The sequence below is a fragment of the Xenorhabdus poinarii G6 genome (assembly GCF_000968175.1).
Taxonomy (GTDB): Bacteria; Pseudomonadota; Gammaproteobacteria; order Enterobacterales; family Enterobacteriaceae; genus Xenorhabdus; species Xenorhabdus poinarii.
The window spans coordinates 853434-871973 of sequence record NZ_FO704551.1; the positions used below are offsets into that span (position 1 = coordinate 853434).

The 18540-nt window shown below is 43.7% G+C and carries 10 protein-coding genes and 2 tRNA genes; 4 read left to right on the plus strand and 8 right to left on the minus strand.

Going from position 1 to position 18540, the window contains the following annotated elements:
• Window positions 1-48 precede the first annotated feature (48 nt).
• From XPG1_RS03790 to prpB, 3 genes are all read right to left on the minus strand, one after another.
• Window positions 49-1500, minus strand: coding sequence for a bifunctional 2-methylcitrate dehydratase/aconitate hydratase (locus XPG1_RS03790; RefSeq protein ID WP_045957898.1), 1452 nt, complete (start codon window positions 1498-1500; stop codon window positions 49-51).
• A 111-nt stretch (window positions 1501-1611) separates the two neighbouring features.
• On the minus strand, window positions 1612-2790 hold the full coding sequence (prpC, locus tag XPG1_RS03795; protein ID WP_045957899.1) for a bifunctional 2-methylcitrate synthase/citrate synthase: 1179 nt from the start codon (window positions 2788-2790) through the stop codon (window positions 1612-1614).
• A gap of 5 nt (window positions 2791-2795) precedes the next feature.
• Window positions 2796-3689, minus strand: coding sequence for a methylisocitrate lyase (gene prpB, locus XPG1_RS03800; protein ID WP_045957900.1), 894 nt, complete (start codon window positions 3687-3689; stop codon window positions 2796-2798).
• Window positions 3690-4000: 311 nt separating this feature from the next.
• Between prpB and prpR the strand changes: the two genes are divergently transcribed.
• Complete coding sequence (gene prpR, locus XPG1_RS03805; protein ID WP_045960391.1) at window positions 4001-5716, plus strand: propionate catabolism operon regulatory protein PrpR; 1716 nt, start codon at window positions 4001-4003, stop codon at window positions 5714-5716.
• A gap of 667 nt (window positions 5717-6383) precedes the next feature.
• Here prpR and XPG1_RS03810 read toward each other — a convergent pair.
• From XPG1_RS03810 to XPG1_RS03820, 3 genes are all read right to left on the minus strand, one after another.
• Window positions 6384-7562, minus strand: coding sequence for an MFS transporter (locus XPG1_RS03810; protein ID WP_052708236.1), 1179 nt, complete (start codon window positions 7560-7562; stop codon window positions 6384-6386).
• A 338-nt stretch (window positions 7563-7900) separates the two neighbouring features.
• Window positions 7901-7976: transfer RNA gene (locus XPG1_RS03815), tRNA-Thr, on the minus strand.
• 6 nt (window positions 7977-7982) lie between these two features.
• Window positions 7983-8070 (minus strand) — tRNA-Ser (locus XPG1_RS03820).
• A gap of 211 nt (window positions 8071-8281) precedes the next feature.
• On the opposite strand from XPG1_RS03820, the gene rcsD reads away from it, so the two are divergent.
• Together rcsD and rcsB are read left to right on the plus strand one after the other, a co-directional pair.
• Entirely contained in the window at window positions 8282-11035 is a 2754-nt protein-coding gene (gene rcsD / locus XPG1_RS03825; RefSeq protein ID WP_045957901.1) for a phosphotransferase RcsD, read from the plus strand.
• Window positions 11022-11672 (plus strand): response regulator transcription factor RcsB, encoded by a 651-nt coding sequence (gene rcsB / locus XPG1_RS03830; RefSeq protein WP_045957902.1) that lies wholly within the window; start codon window positions 11022-11024, stop codon window positions 11670-11672. The genes rcsD and rcsB overlap by 14 nt, the downstream gene beginning before the upstream one ends.
• 94 nt (window positions 11673-11766) lie before the next feature.
• Here rcsB and rcsC read toward each other — a convergent pair whose 3' ends face one another.
• Together rcsC and gyrA are read right to left on the minus strand one after the other, a co-directional pair.
• The gene (rcsC, locus tag XPG1_RS03835; protein ID WP_071825315.1) at window positions 11767-14619 is read right to left on the minus strand and encodes a two-component system sensor histidine kinase RcsC; all 2853 of its coding nucleotides are present in this window, start codon (window positions 14617-14619) and stop codon (window positions 11767-11769) included.
• Between the two features lie 187 nt (window positions 14620-14806).
• Entirely contained in the window at window positions 14807-17440 is a 2634-nt protein-coding gene (gene gyrA, locus XPG1_RS03840) for a DNA topoisomerase (ATP-hydrolyzing) subunit A (protein ID WP_045957904.1), read from the minus strand.
• A 209-nt stretch (window positions 17441-17649) separates the two neighbouring features.
• Between gyrA and ubiG the strand changes: the two genes are divergently transcribed.
• The gene (ubiG, locus tag XPG1_RS03845) at window positions 17650-18384 is read left to right on the plus strand and encodes a bifunctional 2-polyprenyl-6-hydroxyphenol methylase/3-demethylubiquinol 3-O-methyltransferase UbiG (protein WP_045960396.1); all 735 of its coding nucleotides are present in this window, start codon (window positions 17650-17652) and stop codon (window positions 18382-18384) included.
• Window positions 18385-18540: the final 156 nt, after the last annotated feature.

Here is an 18540-nt window from a genome sequence, read left to right on the forward strand (position 1 = left end):
GCTGAGGTCACCGTGCCGAGGCAACTTGAAATTAATGGGGTATATAGATTATATAACATACAAATCGAGATACTTGTTGACGGGAATATTTCGCAGTGACATGAGATCAAGCGATTCCGCTAAGATCTTTTGTTGTTGCTCTGCCGGAAAGCGACGCGCCAGATTGATCCTGAATTTTTCTTCTAATAACGGGATACCCTCTCCACGGCGGCGAGCGTGCCCAATCGGAAACTCGACTTTCACTTCATCCAGTTGCGTGCCATCGGTAAAAGTCAGCGTCAATGCATTGGCAATGGAACGTTTTTCGGGATCATGATAATCCCGGCTAAAGTCAGGGTCTTCGACGCAAACGATTTTTTCCCGTAAGGCGTCAATGCGTGGATCGGCGGCGATCTCATCCTCATAATCCGCCGCCGTCAGGCGACCAAAAATCAACGGGATAGCAACCATATATTGAATGCAGTGATCCCGGTCGGCAGGGTTATTCAATGCGCCCTGTTTATCAATGATTCTGATACAGGCTTCATGTGTACGAATAGTGATTTTGGCAATATCGTCAATGTGTCTGCCCTGTTCTTTCAGTTGTTGATGCAGATGCATAGCGGCCTCGACGGCGGTTTGTGAATGGAATTCGGCCGGGAAAGAAATTTTGAACAGCACATTTTCCATGACATACGATCCATAGGGGCGCTGGAAGCGGAAGGGTTGCCCGTTGAACAGGACGTCATAAAATCCCCAGGTTTTGGCCGTCAATGCCGAGGGATACCCCATTTCCCCTTTTTGTGCCATCAATGCCAGACGCACCGCTCGGGAAGTGGCGTCGCCTGCGGCCCAGGATTTGCGCGAGCCAGTGTTGGGTGCATGACGATAGGTTCTTAAGGATTGACCATCAACCCAGGCTAATGAAACCGCACTTAATATTTCTTCACGATTTAGCCCTAACATGTGGGCAACCACCGCGGTGGAAGCCACTTTGACCAGAACAACATGATCCAATCCGACTTTATTGAAAGCATTTTCCAGTGCCAGACAGCCTTGAATTTCATGTGCCTTAATCATGGCGGTCAAGACATCCCACATGGTTAACGGTTTTTCCCCGCGGGCAACGGCCTTTCTTGACAGCCAGTCGGCGGTAGCCAGTATGCCGCCAAGATTATCGGAAGGATGCCCCCATTCTGCCGCCAGCCAGGTATCGTTGAAGTCGAGCCAGCGGATCATGGTGCCAATGTTGAACGCAGCCTGAACAGGATCGAGCTGGAATTGGGTACCCGGCACGCGGGCGCCATTGGGTACGGTTGTTCCCGGCACGATCGGTCCCAGCAGTTTTGTACAGGCGGGATATTCCAGTGCTTCCAGGCCACAACCCAAAGTATCTATCAGGCAGTGGTGAGCGGTGGCATAAGCAATCGGGGAGGTGATGGTGTAATCCATCACATAATCCACAATATCCACAATCACATGATCATATTCAGGGCGGTGGTTAACAACAGAGGTAGACATAATCAATCCTTAAGCTGTTTTTTGTATTTGTTTTATGTAACGAGTTTTATGTAACGTGTTTTATGTGTTAATCCGGTGACGTGTTAATCCGGTGACCACTCAGCGGGGTGATTAACGCTGCTCGATCGGGATAAATGCCTGGTTTTCCGGGCCGGTATAATGCGCTGATGGCCGGATAATTTTGTTATCCGTGCGTTGTTCAATGATGTGAGCGGACCACCCAGACGTTCGGGCAATGACAAACAGCGGTGTGAACATGGCGGTAGGAATGCCCATCATGTGATAGGACACCGCAGAAAACCAATCGAGGTTCGGGAACATTTTCTTGTTATCCCACATGACAGATTCAACCCGATCGGCAATCTCATACATCCGGGTTGCCCCGGCTTCCAGGGAAAGTTGCCGGGCAATGTTTTTAATCACTTCATGACGGGGATCGGAAACGGTGTAAACCGGATGGCCGAAACCGATGATGACTTCCTTTCTTTCCAAACGGGCAAGAATATCGGCTTCCGCCTCTGCGGGCGAGTCATAGCGTTGCTGGATGTCGAATGAAACCTCATTGGCTCCACCGTGCTTTGGCCCGCGCAGGGCACCAATCCCGCCGATAATGGCGGAGTAAATATCCGATCCCGTGCCGGCAATGACTCGGCTGGTAAAGGTCGATGCGTTAAATTCATGTTCGGCGTACAGGATCAGCGACGTGTGCATGGCGTTTTCCCATGATACACACGGCTTCTGATCGTGCAGAAGATGCAGGAAGTGCCCGCCAATGGAATCATCGTCCGTTTCAACATGAATGCGGCGGCCATGATGGCTGTAGTGATACCAGTAAAGCAGAATTGAGTTAAGAGAGGCGAGTAAGCGATCTGCAATATCGCGGGCGCCGGCGAGGTTGTGATCTTCTTTTTCCGGCAACGTACAGCCCAGGACAGACACGCCGGTGCGCATAACATCCATCGGATGTGCCGCCGCCGGCAGTGTTTCCAATGCGGCTTTCACGCTATTGGGTAGGCCTCGCAAAGACTTCAATTTGTTCTTGTAGCCAGTTAATTCTGCGCGGGAAGGCAGTTTACCGTGAATGAGGAGATAAGCGATCTCTTCAAACTGACAATGAGCGGCTAAATCGAGGATATTATAGCCACGATAATGTAAATCACGGCCATTTTTGCCGACAGTACACAGCGCTGTGTTGCCTGCGGTAACCCCCGACAAAGCAACGGATTTTTTGGCGCTGGATGGCGTTGATTCAAATTCAGGGACTCCCGTTGTTCTATTCTCTTTACTCATGTATATCACCTCTGCTGTTTTTTTGGGGAAAACAGGGCATCCAGTTTTCGCTCAAAATCGTAGTAGTTGATGCTTTCATAAAGTTCATGACGGGTTTGCATCATATTGATGACGTTCTTTTGTGTACCTTCCCGACGCAGAGCGGTATAGACCTGTTCGGCAGCTTTATTCATCGCCCGGAATGCGGAGAGGGGATACAGGGCGATGGCAACGTTGACACGCTTTAATTCTTCAAGGGTAAAAAGCGGTGTTGCGCCGAATTCGGTAATATTCGCTAAAATCGGAACCTGTGTTCTGGAGGCAAATGCCTGATACATCTGTAACTCGGTGATGGCTTCTGGAAATAGCATATCTGCGCCGGCTTCAATATAGGCAGTAGCTCTGTCCAGCGTCGCATCCAATCCTTCGACTGCCAGGGCATCCGTGCGAGCCATAATGACAAAATTGTCATCGGTGCGGGCATCAACGGCGGCCTTAATCCGGTCGACCATCTCCTGTTTGGACACAATTTCTTTATTGGGACGATGGCCGCAACGTTTAGCCCCAACCTGATCTTCAATATGCATCCCCGCAGCGCCTGCTTTAATAATAGAACGAAGGGTGCGAGCTACATTAAAGGCTGAAGCGCCAAATCCAATATCGGCGTCAACAAGCAGTGGTAAGTCACAGACATCAGTGATGCGACGGATATCAACCAACACATCATCCAAGGTAGAAATGCCCAAATCGGGTAATCCGAGTGAACTGGCCGCAACGCCTCCCCCGGAAAGGTAAATGGCCTTATAGCCTGCCCGTTTTGCCAGCAATGCATGATTTGCGTTGATGGTTCCAACGACTTGTAACGGTGATTCGGCTTCTATTGCTTGACGAAAAGCCAAACCTGCGGAAGAAAACGCCATACGTCACCCCGTTGTTATTAAAATGAAATATTTTTGTTTGTAGTGATTATTCAGGCAAGGTTTGTGCCAAAAATTAAAAAATGGGGGGTGGAATAGAAATGATTCACATAATTGATTGTTATTAAATATTTATTTTGGTTATCTGGTTGTTTTGAAATCACTGTTTAGTGATTGACTATACTCTGTATGCATGTTTCATGGTGAATTCATTATGTTTCATTTATGTTTTGTTGATGTTTCAAATTTTGCCGATGAAACGGCAAGCTCAGTGGATATCCGATAAACGTATGACAAAAGCGACGGGAGGAAAGATGGCATCAGGGCACGCGGGGGAACGTGATAATAATAGGCCGGTGATCTGGACGGTTTCGGTTTCCAGGCTGTTTGATCTTTTTCGTGATATCACGCCGGAATTTGATCATCAGGTTGATATCACACCGATTCAGTTGGGGTTTGAGCAGGCGGTTCAGCATATTCGTAAGCGGCTGGAAACAGAGCGCTGTGATGCCGTCATTTGTGCCGGATCGAATGGCGCCTATTTAAAAAGTCGATTATCGGTGCCGGTGATTCTGGCTAAAGCCAGCGGATTTGATTTTATGCAGGCATTGGCGCGCGCCCGGCAGATCAGTTCCCGAATCGGGGTCATTACGTATCAGAATACGTTGCCGGCACTGGAAGCGTTTCAGCAACGTTTTCATTTGCGCATTGCGCAACGCAGTTATGTGACAGAGGAAGATGCCAGAGCGCAGGTGAATGCCCTGAAAGCGCTGGGCATCAAAGTGATTGTAGGGGCAGGGTTGATTACGGATCTTGCTTATGAAGCCGGGCTGGTGGGGGTTTTTGTCTATTCTGCGGATTCTATTCGGCAGGCATTTCACGATGCATTAGAGATGGCACGCATGACCAAACTCAGTCAGGCAGTGGTTTCACCTTATCCTGCCGAAGATAAGCTGCGCACACGTCACACCATCAGAGATATCAGAGGCCATTCGGTGGCGGTAGAACATGTCCGCAATACGATTATGTTGTATTCCCGTTCGACGGCCACGGTGTTGATCCAGGGGGAAAGTGGTACGGGAAAAGAGCTGGTGGCGCAGGCGATTCATCATGAATATACATTGCGTTATAGGCAGTTGGCGGGCAAACATCCACGGCCATTTGTTGCGGTTAACTGTGGTGCGATTGCTGAATCTTTGCTGGAGGCTGAACTGTTTGGCTATGAGGAAGGCGCTTTTACAGGATCACAACGTGGTGGACGTGCCGGTTTATTTGAAATTGCGCACAGAGGGACATTATTTCTGGATGAAATTGGTGAAATGCCATTACTTTTGCAAACCCGGTTATTAAGAGTCTTGGAAGAAAAATCCGTTGTCAGAGTGGGTGGATATCGCCCGATTGCAGTGGATGTTCGGATTATTTGTGCCACACATTGTGATTTGGATACCTGGGTCAGGGAAGGGCGTTTTCGGGCTGATTTGTTCTACCGTTTGAGTGTTCTGCGGATCAATGTACCGGCATTGCGGGAAAGGGGAAATGACATTGGTTTGTTGGCAATCGAATATTTACAACGGGCTTTCGCTGCGCTGAATTCACCCGTTTCAGCGGTAAGAATGCAGGAGCTGGCTGAATGTTATGGCGTGTTGCAAGACTATCATTGGCCGGGAAATGTCCGTGAACTACGTAACTTGATGGAACGGATCGCACTGTATTTAAGTGCGCATCCTGAACAGGGTTTGACACCGGCATTAATTTTATCGCTTTCACCTGAGCGTCAGATCGAAATGGCTGCGATAGAGAATTATCGGCAAACCGCGCAGAAGAAGTCGCTTCCTCCTATTAATACGATATTTTCAGCGCATAATATCGATCAACATGATATTACAGTACATGATATTGTGGCGCGTTTTTCGGGCAATCGACGTGCCGCAGCGGAATATTTGGGAATTAGCCGGACAACGTTATGGCGGAGGTTAAAACAAGAGAAAAAAGAAGGAGCAAGCACAGATAAACCGATTAAGAACGCTTAGTGCCTTATTTTCACGACTGTTTTTAGCATATCAAAGAAGGTACTCTGCCTTTATTGTTGAGGTGCGTCTTAAAATGTATAACCAATTAATGTGTTATTTCTTTTTACAATAAACATAATGATTGAAATAATTTCAATTTAGTATTATCTAGTATATGTATTATTTTTCGTCTGACAAAGATGAATGTTTGTTTGTCTATCAAACCAAGTCAGATTCATTGATATATCAATTCATTAAATTGATTCATTGATGTTGTGAAAAATAATCTGTGTAATAACAGAGGGTAAGAAAGATGAAAAGATACATCGCTATCGCATTATGTTCGTCTTATTTTCTATTTACGCCTATTCAGGTCAGTGCCCTTATTTGTAGTCCTTTTCAAACAGATGCAGAGTATTTTGCTTGTATAGGCAAATGCGTCCAGGACAATTGGTGGGCACCTGCATGGTTGTGTGCCTGACAATTATCGTGGATAACTGAGGTTATGTTGGCGGCTTCGATGATACGCACATCAACATGAGGCCGCCTCATGACGCCGATTTCTATTGGGCACTATTATTTGCCATTCTGAGCGCCAAAGATACCGACTCGATGGGATGCCGCCGTGCGGTTGGTTTTATCGAGCTCACGGCGCATTGTTTTGCCATCAATGGCGACGATAGCCCCGTCAATGCCTTTTACTTGGGGCGGCCGTGAAACTCATTACCGATAGCAGCAGCACGATTCCCACGACGCTAGCCATGACATAACTCATTTCTTCGGGGCGTCCAATGAAAACATAACTGGCAATACCCGTCACCATGACGACTAACAAAGAACGCAAACTCATAATATAAGAAGCCGCGACACCATATATTTCAGGATAAACGCCCATGGAGCGAGCAAATAGCGTCGGATAACAGATAGCAAACCCAAAACAGAACAAACTCATGAGCACCGTGATAGCCCAGGGCGTATTGGCGATAAGAAGCGATAGAATACTGGTAATGGCTAAAAACATCCCAATTTTTTCAGCCCGTTGCTCCCCGCCAAACAGGGCGATCATTCGGGTAGAAAATAGGCTTGGCAGCGAGAATGATGCCACGATAATAAAGAAGTGCATCACAAATGCTGATAACGACAGGGAAAACGTTTCACGGTACAGGAAAGCACTTGATGCAATGAACACCATATAAGCGGCGAATAACAGTGAAGGTATCAGCGAAAGCCGCATAAAACGAAAACTCATCGTCAATTGAACATAGTTCCTGGCGATACCTTTGATATCCAACGGCGTTTTTTCTTTCTTCGTTTCAGGTAAGAAAAGCAGTTCGAGCAGTAATACCGCAGCAGTAATCGTCGCAACGACGGCGTAATTACCACGCCAACCCCAATGTTCGTTGATCCACCCGCCGGCAAGCGGAGCCAGGGACATAAAAATTGAGATACACGCGTTGACTAAGCCGATCATACTGTACATAGTTGCGCCTTGATAACGATCCGCAATAATGGCATACACAACGACAACAGGGGTACAAGCGCCCAGCCCTTGTACAAAACGGGACAACATCAAGAGTTCGATCGAATTCGCATAGGTGCAGCCCAGCGCCCCCAACAGCATGACGCAACCACCAAACAACATGATCTTACGTCGTCCAAACGACTCGGATAGCGGGCCATAAAGCAACGCACCAAATACAAATCCTAGAAAGTTATAAGTGATGGTGCGTTGTATATCCCCTTCAGCGACCCCAAAGCTGGCTGCTATATCAGGAAAACTGGGAATAGACATATCAACTTCAATGCACCCAGCCAGCAGTGAAGCAACAAGTACAAAAGGTAAAGATATCCCTCTTTCTGTTAACATATCCATACTCCAACAGAAGAATAACCCAAACGTCAATATTCCCATTTACGTTATGACTTTTATGGTGATATGTAAATTTTATTAAGATATAAATCATCATTTTATTTAAATGATATGAGTTATATCGCGTAAACGGCTTTATCGTGGTAATACACAGTCAGGTGATTTATGACAGGGTTGTCACACGGGTTCAAGAAGGGAGACTGACTATTGAGTGCACGACAGGAAATCGGTGGATAGACGTTGATTGCAATGGTAAGACGATATCCCCATTGCGCCTTGGGAAAACACAAAAAGAAAAAACCCGCTATCTGGTTGAGAGATAACGGGTTCTTATATGGTGCCGGCTACCGGAGTCGAACTGGTGACCTACTGATTACAAGTCAGTTGCTCTACCAACTGAGCTAAGCCGGCGAAATTTGGCGGAAGGATAGAGATTCGAACTCTAGGATGGTTTCCCATCGGCGGTTTTCAAGACCGCTGCCTTCGACCGCTCGGCCATCCTTCCATGGCGCGAGATTATGCCTATATCTTTTGGGTGTGTCTAGCCCCGGAAGAGAAAAAATTGTATTTTTTTACTGTTTGCCTAATATTCGATCTGCAATGCGCTTTCCATTTGTGAGACTGCTCGTATTCAGTTCAATAAATCGGCTTATTAACCGACGGATTGATGTAGAATTAATCAAAATATCTCCATACAAAAGGCAATCATTCAAAGAATGTATAAACAACCCCCTATCAAGCCATCCGCGATTCTGCGTTTTTACGTGTTATTTGTTATTTTGCTTTTTACGTCTCTCTTTTTATTCGGGTATAACTATTTTGATATTTGGTTGATGGAGAAAAAATATGCTATCAGTAGCGTAGCCGCGAAGATGAGATTGCAGATTAAAGATTATCGTTACCATGCAAATCATATCTTCAAATTGTCAAATACTCTGCCAGACTCCCCTCAGGAGAAAACACCCTTGTTTAAGTCGCGTCCCGATGTTTATTGGTTAGAAGATCGTCATCAGTCCGTTGATGCCATTATTTTTGGTCAATATAACAACCCGACGATTCAACTCGCTCAGCGTTTATCGAGTTATCTGGATATCCTCTGGGGATCCCATAATGAATATTTGTCGATGTATTATCTCAATGGAAGAGAAAATAACCTGCTGTTGATAACCACGCATTCGGTTATAAAACCCGGAATCCGATTTCAGGATAGTTATCTTATCAAGAACCCTGGCAGCAGGCGTATTGATATGTTGGATCAATCCATCACATTAGATGAAAAAGAGAGCATTTCATTCATCAATGTATTACGCGATGAAAATATTTATTTTTATACCTATAAAGCGGCATTTAATGCAGCCGGGCAAGTCACCACGGTTATTGCATTTGATTTACCCATTAATAACCTCTTACCGGTTGATATGTCACCCGCAAATTTCCGTTTGCAGGCAAATAATGTCATCAACGAATATGAATATGAGGAACCAAAGAAGCTTGAGAAGTTAGAGGTTTCATTGAATGGTTTTTGGCTGGAATTTTCTCAGCCGCTTAATATTATGCCGTATACATTGATTTATCAAGTTCCGTTGAAGGTATTAATTGTAGATTTATTGTTCAGAAATGTCTGGCTTCTACTGTCAATATTACTTTTTTTCCTGTTTTCGTTGAGTGGGTTAGTTTATATCCGCAGGCGATATATTGCGCCAAATGCCGCGATGAGCCTGGAGTTGCAAATTAAGGAGGCGTTGAATCGTGATATTATCTCCAATATTTCTGTTGGTGTGATAGTGTATGATTTCGCCGCAAATGAGTTAGTGACAAGTAATAAAGCCGCCAAAAAACTCATGCCTTATCTGGAGTTGAATAAAGTGAGGGCGATGGCGCAACAACATCATGGCCTAATTCAAACCGCCATTAATGAAGCGATTTATGATGTAAAAATGTATAGCAATAGTTTATTACCTGACACCTGTCTCTTCTTATTACAAGATAAAGATCAGGAAATTATGGCGAATAAACGATTGCAATTGGCTCATCGGGAATATGATAAAAATCTTCAGATCAGGCAGGTTATCCTGTCAAATATTCATCATGAAATAAAAGATCCCATGAGTTGTGTCAACGAGATTGCGACTCAACTGAAGCAATTATCATCAGATGACAATGAACAAGACCTCCTGGATAAATTATTGGTAAAATCGGCATATATTGCTGAATGGATTGAAGATGTTGCATTGCTCAATGCGTTAGAATCGGGGAATTGGCAGCCGGAAAACGACGTGTTTTCGCTGTCATCACGATTGGAAGATATTCTGCAAGCCTTTTTACCGACATTCAATCTCAAAGGGTTGATGGTTTATTATCACTTTAATATTCCGCCTGAAACTTTATTTATGGGGGATGGTGTCGCAGTAAGTAAAATCGTTTCATTATTATTTAATTATGCTATCACCACGACCAGTTATGGCAAAATATCCTTGATTGTTAATCGTTCAGGTCAATATGACAACCATATTAAAATTGAGTTAGTGGATAGTGGTGCCGGTTTAAGTGAACGGGATTTGATGAGTTTGAACTTCCCCTTTTTGAACCCATTAGCAGAAGATAAATATTCGACTCATTCCGGTATGGCTTTTTATTTATGTAATCAGTTGTGCAAAAAAATGGGCGGTAGCCTTGATATTAAAAGTAAGTTGGGGTTGGGAACGCATTATGTCATCAACTTACTTTTGCCCCAATATGATGATGAAAATGGCAAAGTACCTCAGATTTTGGCCGGGGTTAAAATTTTAATGGATATTAATAACCCTGAGATTAAAAAAATCATCCATACTTACCTTAATCATTATGGTGCAGAGTACGTTAATAAAAGAAAAGAGAACATCACAGAACGATACGATATTATCCTCACAGATAAACCGCACACAGAGGAAAGGCCCACACTGTTACTCGTGGGCAGTTTAACCGGGTTTAAGCAGTTAGCACCTGGCGTCGTGCAGTGTAATTACAATTTTGTCGATGACTTTCTCAATGCTATTTCGTTTCTGATTGAAGAAAATGCCAGTTTGGATGAAGAACCCAAAGAAACATCTAAAATTGCTGAACCAGCATGTGATCTTGCTAAAAATATTGACTCACTTGATAGTCATATCTACCACCTTCTAAAAAGTGATCAGATTCAATTAGCTAACAGTGAGTACAGAAAATTATTTATAGAGACAATACCTATGGATATGACTAAACTGTATTCTCATATAGAACAACATGATTGGATATCACTTTCGCAAACGGTACACCGCCTTAAGGGTGCGTTTGCTATGCTAGATTTAAAGTTTCTCAGGTCATCATGTGAGGCGTTGGAAAAACACATAGCAGACAATAATGAAGTAGAAATTAAAAAGAGCATCAGCCTCATTGATTCCTTTGTCACAAAGCTGCTGCAGCAAGGTAACCAACAATATGAAGAACCTTAACGTCATTATCGCCGATGACCATCCCATTGTTTTGTTTGGCATCCGTAAGTCACTTGAACAAATCGAGTGGATTAATGTGGTCGGCGAATTTGAAAATTCAACTACACTCATTAATAGTTTGCCGCATATAGAAGCCGATGTTTTGATAACCGATTTGTCAATGCCAGGGGATAAATATGGTGATGGCATCACGCTAATAAAATATATTAAACGCCATTATCCTGAGCTTTCAGTTATTGTCCTGACCATGAACAATAATCCGGCTATTTTAAGCGCGATATTGGAGCTGGATATTGAGGGCATCGTTTTAAAGCAAGGCGCCCCAACCGATTTACCTAAAGCACTTTCTGCGTTGCAGAAGGGGAAACAATTTACCCCTGAAAGTGTTTCTAAGTTACTGGAAAAGGTAAATGCGAATGGCTATGGGGATAAGCGTTTATCGCCTAAAGAGAGTGAAGTTTTGCGTTTATTTGCCGAAGGTTTTCTTGTTACCGATATCGCTAAAAAACTCAATCGTAGTATTAAGACGATAAGCAGTCAGAAAAAATCAGCCATGCTAAAACTGGGTGTAGATAACGATATTGCATTACTTAATTATTTATCTTCTGTCACCATTGACAAAAATAGGGCTAAATAACCAAATCGTGATCTTTTTGAATGTAGAATCGGTAATGATGAAGAGTCATGATGGTTACCGATTCTACATTATTTAGCCCCCTAATTCTTCTGGTTTAAATATCACTGTATTTCATTAATGTTTCTTTTAACATAGCCAGTGATACTGGTTTTGACAGGCAGTCATTCATTCCTGCATCGACACAACGTTGCTTTCCTTTTGCTAAGGCATTAGCAGTGACGCCGATAATTGATTTAGGATAGCCTTTATTTCTCAGGTATTGAGTCAGTTCGTATCCATCCATATTTGGCATGTTGACATCCGTCAGAATAATATCTACAGGATTGTTTTTCAGGTATTCAATGGCATCAAGACCATCATTGGCCATGGATGCACTAAACCCTAACGAACTTAATTGATCAACCAGCAGATTTTGATTAATAGGATGGTCATCCACGACTAACACTTTAATCTTGTTCAGGCGATGATCTGTCTGTATGGTTTTCGCGGAAATCGGTAAGGTTAATGCCGGAATTGCAGGCAATTCGGGGTGCTCTGTGAAAAGATTGTCCAGCATTGTGTCCAATTTACTTAATTCATACGTATTATATAACCAATAGTTTTTCCGAATTTGTGCTGGTGGGTCAATGTGTTTTTCGGATATGACGATAAAGCCACGTACAGACATATTGCGTTTTTTTTCTTGATCACTAATGAATATTTCAGTGCCATCTGTTTTTTTTCCGTCATAAAGCATGACGTGGAAATGATGCTGTGTGAGAAAATTGAGTAAATAGTTTTCCAGAAAACGGTTGTGAATATCCAATAAAATGCTATTTTTCTCCCGTTGATTGGGGAGTGGTTTGGTATGATATTTTGCACTGTATAAAGGGATACGAATGGAAAAGATACTGCCAATATGTTTTTGTGAAATAAATTCAATATCACCATCCATCAGGTTAATTAATTTTTCGCAAATGGCCAATCCCAATCCTGTACCGTGTGAAGTATTTTCTTTATTCCCGCTAATTTGAAAAAATGGCTCAAATAATTGCAGTTGTAATTTATCTTCGATGCCAATGCCGGTATCTTTGATGCTGAGATACAGGTAACCATGTCGGGTTGTCATTTCAATGATGACACAGCCAGTGGCTGTAAATTTAATGGCATTATTCAGTAAATTAGCGATGATTTGTTGTAGTCTTACCGGGTCATTAAGCACACTGTCGGGAACATCAGGGTCAATATAGCAATAGAGTCCCAACCCTTTTTTTGTCGTCAGGGGAAGATAGTTTGCAATGACGTGAGAGACTATCTCTCTGCAATTGAAATCTTTCGGTTCAATTTTTAATTGATTAGATTCAATTTTAGAAAAATCGAGAATATCACTGATAATTTTGAGTAACAAGGATGATGAATTATTCATTGTTGCCAGTAATCGTGCTGATTCCGGCAATAATGAATGGGATTGCATCAGTTCCAGATTGCCAATGATGCCATAGAGCGGGGTTCTTAACTCATGGCTGACAGTGGCAAGAAACATCGATTTTGCCTGATTGGCTTGTTCTGCCGCTGAAGCCATTTCTTGCAAGGATTTCTCCATTTTTACCCGGCTACTGACATCGATCAGGACACAAATGGCCACTTCTTCGTTGCGATATCGTGAATGGACAAAACTAATTTGCAGGTGATTATTGTTGTTGGTGACGACATCAATATAGCTGCTGGTTTTATCGCAGATGATATCAATAATGCGTTTTTGATCGTCGTGGGTCAGCATCCGGGTATAATTATGTGCCAGCTCATTACTCAGGATATTAGCACCATCACTGACTCTTAAAATGCTGATCCCTACTGGCGCAGAGGCGACAATTTTATGATTGAATTGTTCATTTTCTTCAAGCCGGATCGCATTTTCCTGAGCTGGCGAAAACATTTTTCGCTCAAATAGCCAAATAAAAAAGAAGATTAAGATCGTAGAAATAATATTTAATACGATACTGTGCATGATGCTGGTTTTAAGTTCATCATAAATCGATTTTAATGGAAATGAATAGGCAATATATAATGATGAAGGGGCTAAACGCCGTATTAATACCAAAGAGGTAATATTTTCATCATAACCGAAATAAGGTGATTTGATATCGGTAAAGGGTGATCTGATATTATTTTTTGCCGGGCGAACCAGTACGGGTTGGTTTCTTTCACTGAGTAACATGACCTGGGTGGCCTGATATTTTTTGTATAGAAAGTTTTCTAGTGAGATCGTTGTTTCGACGCCGACGATGCCGATCATTTTTCCATCAACATACACTGGGGTAACCGCGTAAAGCGTGCCGGTGTCGATTTTTGTATTGGGTAAGATCCAAAAGAGGGTTTGCTCTTTCCCTTGTGCTTTCATCTTAATTAACTTGTTGGTGTGTTCATAGATGAGCTTTTTGAGTTTGTCTGGTTCATTCATGTTGTTATCAGTGAATAGATTCACCAGGCACATACTTGAGGTGTCAACGAAAAAAATCTGGCTCATTGTGCGCGTACTGGCAAAAATCGTTTTCCAAAATAAAAGTTGTGTACTCACTGAGGTTAAATAATCATGTTTTTTTTGGCGTAAAAGTTGACAATTGGAATTCGTTATTAAAGGAACATAGGCGGTTATTGCGGTTATTGCGGTTATTGCGGTTTGATCGGTTGGCGAAACAATAATCTCTTTTACATTCTTTTTTGATAAAAAGTTTTCCGTCATAGATTGAACATCACGCAGGGTGCTGGTGATGTATCGTATATGAGCAAACGCCATGTCGTAGTTACTATTATATTCTTGACGAATGTCCGATTTGGCAGCATTAAAAATATTTGATAAATAAAAACTGGTTAATAAGATACCGAGTGCCCACAACATCAATCCAAGCACCCGGAAAAGGAAGCGAGATATCTTTAGTGACGTTCGAAAAGAGGATAAATATCTCAAGAGATCGCCTGATGAAAAATATGATTAATAATAATTGATTACAGCATATACCAGTGTTGCAGGGAATACAAAGTCGCATTTAACCGTTGTGAATGCTTCGCTAAAATACGCAGTAAAAAGCAGGCATTAAATGCCTGCTTTGTGGGACAGCGATACAGCCGGATTATAATAAGATAAATGAATTTACTTAATTGATGGGATCATTATTTTCTTCATCAGAAGAAATCGCTGTATTATTCTCCTCATCTTCGTCATCAGGCTCAGCGATGCGTTGTAAGCCGACAACTTTCTCGTCTTCTGCGGTACGGATCAGCGTGACGCCTTGTGTATTACGACCAACAACACTGACCTCAGACACTCGGGTTCTCACCAGAGTCCCGGCATCCGTGATCATCATGATTTGATCGGTTGGCTCTACCTGGATTGCACCGATCACGTTGCCGTTACGTTCGCTGACTTTAATGGAGATAACCCCCTGAGTCGCACGGGATTTGGTCGGGTATTCGCCTTCGGCTGTGCGTTTACCATAACCATTTTCGGTCACGGTCAGGATTTCACCTTCCCCGCGAGGAATGATCAGTGAAACAACTTTATCCCCTGCACTGAGTTTGATACCACGAACCCCCGTAGCAGTACGACCCATTGCACGTACACCTTTTACGCGGACAGTGCCATCTTCCAGTGTCTCTTCCTCTTCTTCAAGGAAACGGACAACCTTGCCCTTTGCCGAGAACAGCATGACTTCATTGCTACCGTCTGTCAGGTCAACACCAATTAACTCATCACCTTCATTCAGGTTGACGGCAATGATACCGGCACTGCGTGGACGACTGAATTCGCTGAGTTTGGTTTTCTTAACAACACCACTGGCTGTTGCCATGAAGATATTTAACCCTTCTTCATATTCACGCACCGGTAAGATGGCGGTAATGCGTTCATTCTGATCCAATGGCAGCAGGTTAACTATCGGACGGCCGCGAGCACCCCGACTTGCTTCCGGCAATTGATATACTTTCATCCAGTACATTTTGCCTTTATTTGAGAAGCAGAGAATGGTGTCGTGGGTATTGGCAACCAGCAGACGTTCAATAAAATCTTCTTCTTTGGTACGTGCGGCTGATTTACCCTTGCCACCACGACGCTGGGCTTCGTAATCGGACAGGGGTTGATATTTGACGTATCCCTGATGGGACAGGGTGACCACAACGTCTTCCTGATTAATCAGATCTTCTAGGTTGATGTCGGCTGAATTTTCAGTCAGTTCAGTCCGGCGGGCATCATTATATTGCGCTTTGATAGCCAGCAGTTCTTCACGAATGACTTCCATTAAGCGATCTGAATTTTCTAAAATGAACAGGAGTTCAGCAATCGCTTTCAGCAGATCACGATATTCATCCAGCAGCTTTTCATGTTCAAGACCGGTCAGTTTTTGCAGACGCAGATCTAAAATAGCCTGGGCTTGCTGTTCGGTCAGGTAATATTTACCGTCCCGGATGCCGTACTCTGGCTCCAGCCATTCAGGACGAGCTGCATCATCACCGGCCTGTGCCAGCATCGTGGCAACATTACCCAACTCCCACGCTTGGGAAACCAGGCTGGCTTTTGCTTCAGCCGGCGTGGACGCACGGCGGATCAGTTCGATAACCGGATCGATGTTGACGAGCGCAACAGCCAGTGCTTCCAGGATATGAGCACGATCACGCGCTTTACGGAGTTCAAAAATTGTCCGGCGTGTAACGACTTCGCGGCGATGAGAAACAAAAGCAGAAAGAATATCTTTCAGGTTGAGCAACTTTGGTTGTCCTTGATGCAGGGCAACCATGTTGATACCAAATGAAACTTGTAATTGAGTCAGTGAATACAGGTTATTCAGAACCACTTCACCCACCGCATCACGTTTTACTTCGATAACGATGCGCATGCCATCTTTATCGGATTCGTCACGCAGTCCACTGATCCCCTCAATGCGTTTATCTTTGACCAGTTCCGCGATTTTTTCGATCAGTCGGGCTTTATTGACCTGATAAGGAATTTCGTTAACAACAATGGTTTCACGACCATTTTTCTCATCAGTTTCAATGTTTGCGCGGGCGCGGATATAAATTTTACCACGACCTGTACGGTAGGCTTCCTGAATGCCACGACGACCGTTGATAATCGCAGCGGTAGGGAAATCAGGGCCGGGGATATATTCCATCAAGCCTTCAATACTGATGTTTTCATCATCAATATAAGCCAGGCAACCGTTGATCACCTCAGACAAGTTATGAGGTGGGATGTTAGTTGCCATCCCCACTGCAATCCCGGATGAACCATTGACCAGCAAATTAGGGATACGGGTTGGCATGACTTCGGGAATTTGCTCTGTACCATCATAATTGGGTACAAAATCGACCGTTTCTTTTTCTAAATCCGCCAGCAACTCATGGGCAATTTTGGCCATGCGAACTTCGGTGTAACGCATCGCTGCCGCAGAATCGCCATCCACCGACCCGAAGTTTCCCTGACCGTCAACCAGCATATAGCGCATGGAGAATGGTTGTGCCAGACGAACAATCGTGTCATAAACAGCGCTGTCACCATGTGGATGATATTTACCGATAACATCCCCAACAACGCGGGCTGATTTTTTATAAGGTTTATTCCAATCATTTCCCAATACATTCATCGCGAAAAGTACGCGGCGGTGTACTGGCTTCAGTCCGTCGCGAACATCTGGCAGTGCACGTCCAACAATAACGGACATCGCATAATCCAGATATGAGCTTTTCAGCTCTTCTTCGATATTGACCGGTGTGATTTCTCTCGCAATGTCGCTCATGGAGCCACTGTCCCTCATACTACGAATTCAAAGGCTTAGAATTATACCACAAATTGACAGTTTTATAAAAACCTGATGCGGGTAATTCAAGTTTAAGGCATGTATAATTGTTTTCTATCACACATCCTCATAATACGGTTACATTTTCTGTGAATCAGTTTGCTGTGAACCAGTTTGCTGTGAAACAGTTACCAGGAGCACTATTACTGATGAACGTCAAAACGCCCGATTCACACATTCCATCTCATGCCAATGTGGATCAACAGGAAATCGAAAAATTTGAAGCCGTTGCTTCTCGTTGGTGGGATCTTGACGGTGAATTCAAACCGTTACACCGTATCAACCCACTGCGCCTGAATTATATTTTACAACGGGCTGATGGCCTTTTTGGGAAAAAGGTACTGGATGTTGGATGTGGCGGTGGCATCCTGTCAGAAAGCATGGCGCGTGAAGGTGCGGAAGTGACGGGGCTGGATATGGGGTTTGAACCTCTGCAAGTCGCCCGTTTGCATGCGCTGGAATCCGGTGTTTCGGTGTCTTATGTTCAGGAAACGGTGGAAAACCACGCAGCGCAGTACCAACGTACTTATGATGTGGTCACTTGCCTGGAAATGCTTGAGCATGTCCCCGATCCAGAGTCCGTAGTTCGGGCCTGTGCCAAATTAGTCAAACCGGGTGGTCATGTTTTCTTTTCAACCATTAACCGGAACAGAAAAGCCTGGTTGATGGCGGTTGTCGGTGCCGAATATATTTTAAAAATGGTGCCAAAAGGCACGCATGATGCAAAAAAATTCATTCGTCCTTCCGAAATGATTAGCTGGATCGATAAGACGACGTTGAAAGAGCAGCATATTATTGGTTTACATTACAATCTGTTAACAGATAAGTTTCGCCTTGGGCGTAATGTTGATGTGAATTATATGTTACATACTCAATCCGTCTAATGATGTCAATTATTTGTTAAAAGATTAAGAAAGCGGCAATTAGATCTTATTTTTAAGATTTTATTTTTCCTGTTCCGCCGATAGCTTTATGAAAGTAACACCAAGTAACTACGCAGGTTATCGGCGCTTTACCAAAATTAATCCTCAAGTTATCCA

What these genes read in the sequence shown, in the direction of transcription:
- rcsD (WP_045957901.1), top strand. Translation starts at nt 8,282, where the DNA reads ATGTATAAACAACCCCCTATCAAGCCATCCGCGATTCTGCGTTTTTAC.
- gyrA (WP_045957904.1), bottom strand. Translation starts at nt 17,440, where the DNA reads ATGAGCGACATTGCGAGAGAAATCACACCGGTCAATATCGAAGAAGAG.
- rcsB (WP_045957902.1), top strand. Translation starts at nt 11,022, where the DNA reads ATGAAGAACCTTAACGTCATTATCGCCGATGACCATCCCATTGTTTTG.
- prpR (WP_045960391.1), top strand. Translation starts at nt 4,001, where the DNA reads ATGGCATCAGGGCACGCGGGGGAACGTGATAATAATAGGCCGGTGATC.
- prpB (WP_045957900.1), bottom strand. Translation starts at nt 3,689, where the DNA reads ATGGCGTTTTCTTCCGCAGGTTTGGCTTTTCGTCAAGCAATAGAAGCC.
- XPG1_RS03810 (WP_052708236.1), bottom strand. Translation starts at nt 7,562, where the DNA reads ATGTTAACAGAAAGAGGGATATCTTTACCTTTTGTACTTGTTGCTTCA.
- prpC (WP_045957899.1), bottom strand. Translation starts at nt 2,790, where the DNA reads ATGAGTAAAGAGAATAGAACAACGGGAGTCCCTGAATTTGAATCAACG.
- ubiG (WP_045960396.1), top strand. Translation starts at nt 17,650, where the DNA reads ATGAACGTCAAAACGCCCGATTCACACATTCCATCTCATGCCAATGTG.
- XPG1_RS03790 (WP_045957898.1), bottom strand. Translation starts at nt 1,500, where the DNA reads ATGTCTACCTCTGTTGTTAACCACCGCCCTGAATATGATCATGTGATT.